Source organism: Streptomyces sp. NPDC000075 (assembly GCF_040301925.1).
GTDB classification, from domain to species: Bacteria; Actinomycetota; Actinomycetes; order Streptomycetales; family Streptomycetaceae; genus Streptomyces; species Streptomyces polychromogenes.
In genome coordinates, this window is the sequence record NZ_JBEPFL010000025.1 from 123,207 (window position 1) to 129,343 (window position 6,137).

At 70.1% G+C, this 6,137-nt stretch carries 4 protein-coding genes and 1 pseudogene; 1 reads left to right on the plus strand and 4 read right to left on the minus strand.

The annotated features are described in order from the left end of the window. Positions 1 to 12: 12 nt before the first annotated feature. The 3 genes from ABT403_RS26450 to ABT403_RS26460 all read right to left on the minus strand — a co-directional run bounded on the left by ABT403_RS26450 (position 13) and on the right by ABT403_RS26460 (position 5,073). On the minus strand, positions 13 to 1,206 hold the full coding sequence (locus ABT403_RS26450; RefSeq protein ID WP_344161621.1) for a hypothetical protein: 1,194 nt from the start codon (positions 1,204 to 1,206) through the stop codon (positions 13 to 15). Between the two features lie 723 nt (positions 1,207 to 1,929). Then, positions 1,930 to 4,608: a beta propeller repeat protein gene (locus ABT403_RS26455; RefSeq protein ID WP_344161618.1), complete on the minus strand. Its 2,679-nt coding sequence runs from the start codon at positions 4,606 to 4,608 to the stop codon at positions 1,930 to 1,932. A gap of 186 nt (positions 4,609 to 4,794) precedes the next feature. After that, complete coding sequence (locus tag ABT403_RS26460; protein ID WP_344162327.1) at positions 4,795 to 5,073, minus strand: DUF4240 domain-containing protein; 279 nt, start codon at positions 5,071 to 5,073, stop codon at positions 4,795 to 4,797. Positions 5,074 to 5,303: 230 nt separating this feature from the next. On the opposite strand from ABT403_RS26460, the pseudogene ABT403_RS26465 reads away from it, so the two are divergent. Then, positions 5,304 to 5,462: pseudogene (locus ABT403_RS26465) on the plus strand (IS256 family transposase); the annotation flags it as partial. Positions 5,463 to 5,477: 15 nt separating this feature from the next. Here ABT403_RS26465 and ABT403_RS26470 read toward each other — a convergent pair. After that, positions 5,478 to 5,675 (minus strand): hypothetical protein, encoded by a 198-nt coding sequence (locus ABT403_RS26470; RefSeq protein WP_344161615.1) that lies wholly within the window; start codon positions 5,673 to 5,675, stop codon positions 5,478 to 5,480. Positions 5,676 to 6,137: the final 462 nt, after the last annotated feature.

Genomic DNA, 6,137 nt, shown 5'->3' on the forward strand with positions numbered 1-6,137 from the left:
CGGAGCGTTCGGTCAGCTGCGGGTGATCCTGGCCCAGGCGAACGGCCCGAACGAGGTGTCGGTCGTGGGCTTGTGTGCGCCCGGGGTGACGGTCAGCTTGAGCCATGCCAACGGCACGGTGCTGCCGTGGACGACGATGCGGTGGAAGTTCGGCACGTCGTAGCCGGGGTGGCTGTCCCAGGCGTTGTAGGAGCAGACGCCCGCGTCGCCCGTGCAGGCCGCGTCGTGTCGCAGTGGGTTGTCCGAGCGGTAGACGTGTGAGTCGCCCACCAGCAGGAGCACGGGCTTGGCGAACGCGGTGGTGTGCGAGGCCAGGCTGGCGACGATCGGCTCGTAGTTCGTCACGTGTGCGGCGGTCTTGCCGTCCACGTCCCACATGTCGGCCTGGGTACTGACCACGACGCTGGAGATGCCGCCGGTGTGGGCGATGGCGAAGGCGGTGTCCAGCCAGCGCAGGTCGGCCGCGGTGCGGCGGGCGGCTTCGTCGAGCTGTTCCTGGGAGGCGGTCGGTGCCCCGTACCAGGGGTCGGCGTCGTTGTTGGAGCCGCCGGGCACGTTGATGGTGACGAACAGGGTGCCGTTCTTGACCCACAGCACGTTCTCCACGTACCGGGCGTCCTCGGGGTGGGCCCGGTTCGGCAGCTGTGCCTGCGACAGGACGCGCAGGGTGCCGCTGCCGAGCGTGCGGCCGGGCGTGGGGAAGAAGGTCCGGCGGACCAGGTCCAGGTTGGCGGCCGGGTTTCCGGAGGCGTAGCCGACGGGCTGGCCGGTCGCCGGGTCGAGGACGGGGTCGATCGTGCCGGTGGCCGTGTTGTACTTGCCGCCGCCCTCGCCCACCTTGTGGCAGTCGGTCCACTCGTTGTCGCCGGGGGTGTAGACCAGCGGGTCGGCGAAGGTCTTCCACAGGGCGGCGATGGACTGGTCGTACGCCGCGGTGCAGTACTGCTTGCCGGAGTGGATGTCGCCGACGTGGATGACGGTGCTGACGTCCGGGTCGGCATTGACGTCGGCGATGAACGCCGGCGTCGCCTGGAATTCGGACGTGTCGGTCGGCGAGGTGCCGTAGGGGGCGTCGCCGTACACGGCGAGCGTGAACGGAGCGCGGGCGCCGTGCGAGGGTCCGTTCCCGGCCGCCGTCGCGGGGGTGGCCGGCACCACGCTCATCGCGAGGACAAGCGTTGCGGCCGCGCAGAATTTTCTGGTCATCCAGACTCCTTGTGTTCCCTGGTTCCCTGTGCTCGCGGTGTCGGAGCAGTGTCCGGGGCGCGCGCACCACGCCGGGAACGGCCAGGTGAACAGAAGTGCAAGAGAGCAGATGAAGCGAGATGTTCCTCTGTGGCCTGCAGGCACCTTGCGCTGGCGCTGCCCGGGTTCAGACAGGCGGCCCCGCTCGTGAGCCAGCAGCACCTCCCGCTCGCGGTCGTCGAGAGGTCTGCGTTGCCCTGCGAAGCGATTCGATTTCCTGGCGGACGCCGGGGCATCGAGGAGGGCCACGCCGTTGCCGGGTACACCCGGAGCGGATCCACCGGCTGCTCCTCCCGCTCCTGCGGTGTCCCTGACCCGGGTCAACTCGGCCCCGCCTGCGGTGCCGAAGCCGCCCTCGCTGCCGGCGGTGCGCTCTGATGCGAAGTACAGCCAAGAACCTCCGAGGCCGACTCGGCCGCCGGGATGCGGGTGTCTGTGGCGGCGATTCCCCCGTTGGTCCTGAGGGCTCGCCCCACTCGAGACGCAGGACACCGACGTGTCCGCACGTAAGACCTTCACGGGCTGCCTGGCGGACCAGGGCGTGCAGGCGAAGGACAGTGCGGGGACGGCCCGATGTTCATCCCGCTCACGCGGGCCCTGAACGTGGCCCGCACCGGGTCCGGGCGTCCCCGCACCCGGCCGGGCCGGGTCCGCGACGGCGAGGCGTACTGCTACGCGACCGGGTCAGTCGTCCGTGCGGCCCCTGAGGCGCCGTGCGTCGAAGGACCAGATGCCGCGTCCGTGCGTGGCGGCGTACAGGTTGTCGTCCGGGCCGAGGCGCAGCTGCATGACGGCCGTGGTGGGCAGTGCGTTGCCGAGGACCTGCCACTGGTTCGCACCGGCCGGGCGGTAGAAGACGGCCAGGTCGGTGGCCAGGGCGAGGCCTCCGCCGGGTACGAGCTTCACCGAGTCGGCCGGGACGTCGGGCAGGTTCGCCGAGATGTCGGTCCAGTCGGCCCCGCCGTTCTTCGACTCGAAGACGTGGCCGACGCCCGCTCCGGGGCCTTCGGTCCACTTGCGGGAGAAGCCGTTGACGGCGACGTACACGTGCTGGGCGTCGGCCGGGTCGACGTCGAAGGCGGAGATGTAGCGGTTGGGGACGGTGCCGTCGACGGGGAGGTTCAGCTGGTGCCAGCCGGTGCCGTCGGCGTTGCCGGTGGCGATGCCGCGGGTGAAGCCCTGGTTGTTGCAGGGGCCGCACCAGCCGACGTAGACGGTGCCGCCGGAGGAGGCGACGGCGGTGGCCACATGGCCCTCGCCCAGGTCGTAGGCGTTCTTCCACTCCGCGCCGGAGCGGATGGCGAAGCCCTTGGTCTGGACCCACACGTGGCGGCCGCCGGCCACCCAGGTGTTGACGTCCTTGGCGTCGGAGGCGATCGGCGCGATGAAGCGGGCGCCGGCTCCGCCGAGGTCCTTGTCCGGGGGTGCGACCTCGTACTCGGTGGCCTTGGCCGGGTCCGTGGCCCAGGAGCCGTCGTTCACCCCGCAGTTCTGGGTGACCCACATGTCGAGGTAGACGTACTCCTCGGCGATGTTGCAGCCGTTGTTCGGGTCGGTGATGGTGTCCGCGCCGTCACCGCCGAAGTTGGATCCCATGACCTTGTCGCGGCCGCGGAGGATCGACTGTCCGTTGTCCTGCAGGCCGCCGGTGACCGAGACGCCGCCGTAGGCGAGGTCCTTGCCGATGCCCACCGAGTAGTACTGGAGGGTGTCGATGGTGCCGTCGTTCAGCGACTGCCAGTCCTTGGCGTGGCCTGCGGAGTCGACCGCGCCGTTCAGGGGGCGGCGGTAGACGCCGCCGTCGTTGCCGACGTACGCGTAGGTCTTGCCCTTGTACGTGCCGACGGCCACCGCGTGCTGGTCGGAGTGCGTGGTCGCCGGGCAGTCACCGGTCTGCTTGGCCGGGTCGAGGCTCCAGCAGGGGAAGGGGAAGTTCCAGTACGGCCCCGGCGTGGTCCAGTTCGCGCCGCCGTTCTTGGTCTCGAAGACCTCTTCCAGGCCGAGGTAGACGTGGTCGGCGTTGCCCGGGTCGACCTGGAGGAACTGGTTGTACCAGGACTGGACGCCCGGCATGTAGCCGTCGTCCTGGAGCGCCGAGCCGGACGCCTTCAGCTTGGGGTAGTCGGCGATCTGCGTCCAGGGTCCGAAGGGCGAGCCGTTCTTGGAAACGTAGACGCCCTTCAGCGCGCTGTTCGGGTCTGCGGCCATCTGTGCCGGGGACTGGTCGATGGCATACAGGCGTGAACCGTCCCCGGCGGACGCGAACGTCACGTTGCCGACGTCCTCGTGGTTCGTCGGCAGCTCACCCAGACCGCCGGCCGGCTGCCAGGTGCCGTCACCCTGCTTGGCATAGAGCCCGTTGTACGCGTCACCGCCGCGCCAGCCGACCGCGAGCAGCACCTTGGAGGAGTCCTTCGGGTCCACGGCGATGTCGTTGGCGATGTTCTTGTACGGCGCGCTGGGGTCGGAGGCCTTGGAGCCGCCCGGCAGGTAGTCCGGATTGGGTGCGAACTCCAGCTTCCACGGGCCCGACAGCGTGGTGGTGGAGTGCGACCACACGCCCCGGCTGGTCGCCGCCCACACCGTGGTGCCGGCGAAGCGCAGGGCGTGGATGGTGGTGCTCTCCAGCTCCGCACCGCCGACGCGGCCGCCGGGCTGGAACTGCCCGTGCTGGGGGTCGGCCAGCACGTAGACACCCGTACCGACGTATGAGGTCGCGCCGGTGTTGGACTCGCCCGTGGCGTACCAGAGCCGCTTGGAGCCGTCCAGGGCGAGGGTGCCCGTCGACAGCGAGGGCAGCTTGTCCGCGATGGGCTCCCACTGGCCGCCACCGGTCTTCGACCGGAACACCCCGCCGTTGGCGCCGCCCGCGTACACGTACCCCTGGTCGTCGGCGGCGAGCCCGGTGATGCGGCCGGTCACATGGCCCGAGCCGCCACTGGAATTGGAGTTGAGGTCGCGGTAGCGGGGGTCGTCGGAGTTGTACGCCTTCTTCGTGACGTGGTCCCAGTCGCCACGGGTGTGCTGCATCGACTGCAACTGCGCCCAGGCCGCCCCGTACGCGCCCGGCGCGACGATGCCGGGAGCCGTTCGGGCCTCGGTGTACTGGGCGGTGCCCTCGGCGGAGTTCTCCGCCTCGTCGGAGCCGTCGTCCTCACTCGCGGATGCCCCGAAGGCGGACCTGCCGTGAGCGGCGCTCACCGATCTGGTGTGCTGGCGGCCGATGTCGGCCTGGTGGCGCGCGTTCCAGGGCCGGGGTCGGGTGTCACCGGACGCTGCGAACGACTGGGTGCTCACCAGTGCGAACGCGGCGGCTACGACGGTGCAGGTGATGAACCGTCGCCGATGCCGTTCAGGCATCATGCGCTCTCCTCCCTACGGTCGGGCACCGGATGTGGCCCGACGCGGCGAGATCTTGGCGTGTCCGCGACAGCCGGGGGAAGGGAGGCGGCGAAAAATGAGGCGGAGTTTGCCATTCCGGACCGCTCGCGACGGGCCCGGCGCGTACAGCGGGTACAGCCGGAGGGTCCGGAGGTACCCGCTGGGGTTTCAGAGCCGCGCGCTCGGCCTGCGGTGGGCCGGGAGCCGAGGCGGGCAACGCTTCCGCTGCTCCGGATGGATGGACGGATGGATGGCTGCCAGGCCGGGCCTGCTGCGGAGGCCTGAACGATGGGCAGTTCTGCCAGGGCGTCCGGGGTCGGCGACTACACGCTCGAAGGCCTCAGGGCCCTGAGTGATCAGCCAGCCGCAGAAGTAGTCGAAGCCGTCGTCAGAGCACCCGCCGTTGGCACCGTGAGCAGTGCCAACGGCGGGATCGGTGAGAGGAATCGGCCATCAGGTCCCACAGAGCCTGCTCAGCCGCGACGGTCCCCTCGACCGGCCGGGAGACCGGCAGCTGATCGCGGCCGGCCTTGATGAGCCGCCAGAACCGCCGCTTGTTCATGCAGGCAGAGCCTGCTGCCTGGTACTGACATCGGGCCGGTCGCGGCAACGCGACACGGCTGCGACGTACCCCGGCCGCGCTACACCGGGGGTTGTTGACTACGACGCGTTTCGTCCGGGACGCAGACGCCGAGACCGGCGAGCGCGGGCGGTTCTCCTCGGCGGCCCTGCCACGGGGGTGGCGCAGGTCCCCGAAGATCAGCGAGGTGCTTCTGCGGTCCCTCGGCTCGGCGGCCGGCCTCTCCCCGGCCGCGGTCACGCGCCTGGCCCAGCAGTGAGGGAACTGGTGGTCAAGGACGGCTGCCGCGAGTCCGGCGCGTCATGGGCCGACCTGCCGGCGTACTTCGTACGGATCCAGGCCCGTGGCCTTGCAGCCGCCAGGTTGCTGCGGCCTCGATCTGGAGCAGGTTCAGCCCGGTCTCCTGGGCGAACTGTCCGTTCCTGAGCCCTTGCAGATGCTGCGCGAGCACGCGGTCGATCTTGGCCACCCACAGTTCCCGTGACGAAGGCGCGGCTCTGGTAGTGGAGCCGGAGTTCGCCCAGGTGCCCGACGCGGCAGGCGGTCACCAGCCGGTTGCCGTCAGGTTCGGGGTTGTCGGGATCGGCGTACGAGGAGTCCCTGACCCGCCCCTAGACGGCCTGGCCGGTGGCGATAGCCGCCCCGCAGATGTCGCAGAGGTCGGGGAAGGTCCTCGCTCGTTTTCGGCGCGTCATTCACCGGGACCTCTTTCGCCACGACGGCGGGGCAACCGGCACAGCCTCGCCCCCGGCACTCGGGCACCCCTCTTCATTACGCCACCAGCGGCATGCCCCAGCGCATCAGACCGGGCATGTGGTGGGCCTGTCCTCACACCAGGGGGTGTCACGTTTGACGCGGCTGCGCTGTCTTCATTTTCGGAAGCGAGAGAAGGGATCGTGAGGATGAAGGTCGTCATCGTGTGTGCCTCCGT

Coding starts and splice junctions, on each gene's coding strand:
- ABT403_RS26455 (WP_344161618.1), bottom strand. CDS start 4,608: ATGATGCCTGAACGGCATCGGCGACGGTTCATCACCTGCACCGTCGTA.
- ABT403_RS26450 (WP_344161621.1), bottom strand. CDS start 1,206: ATGACCAGAAAATTCTGCGCGGCCGCAACGCTTGTCCTCGCGATGAGC.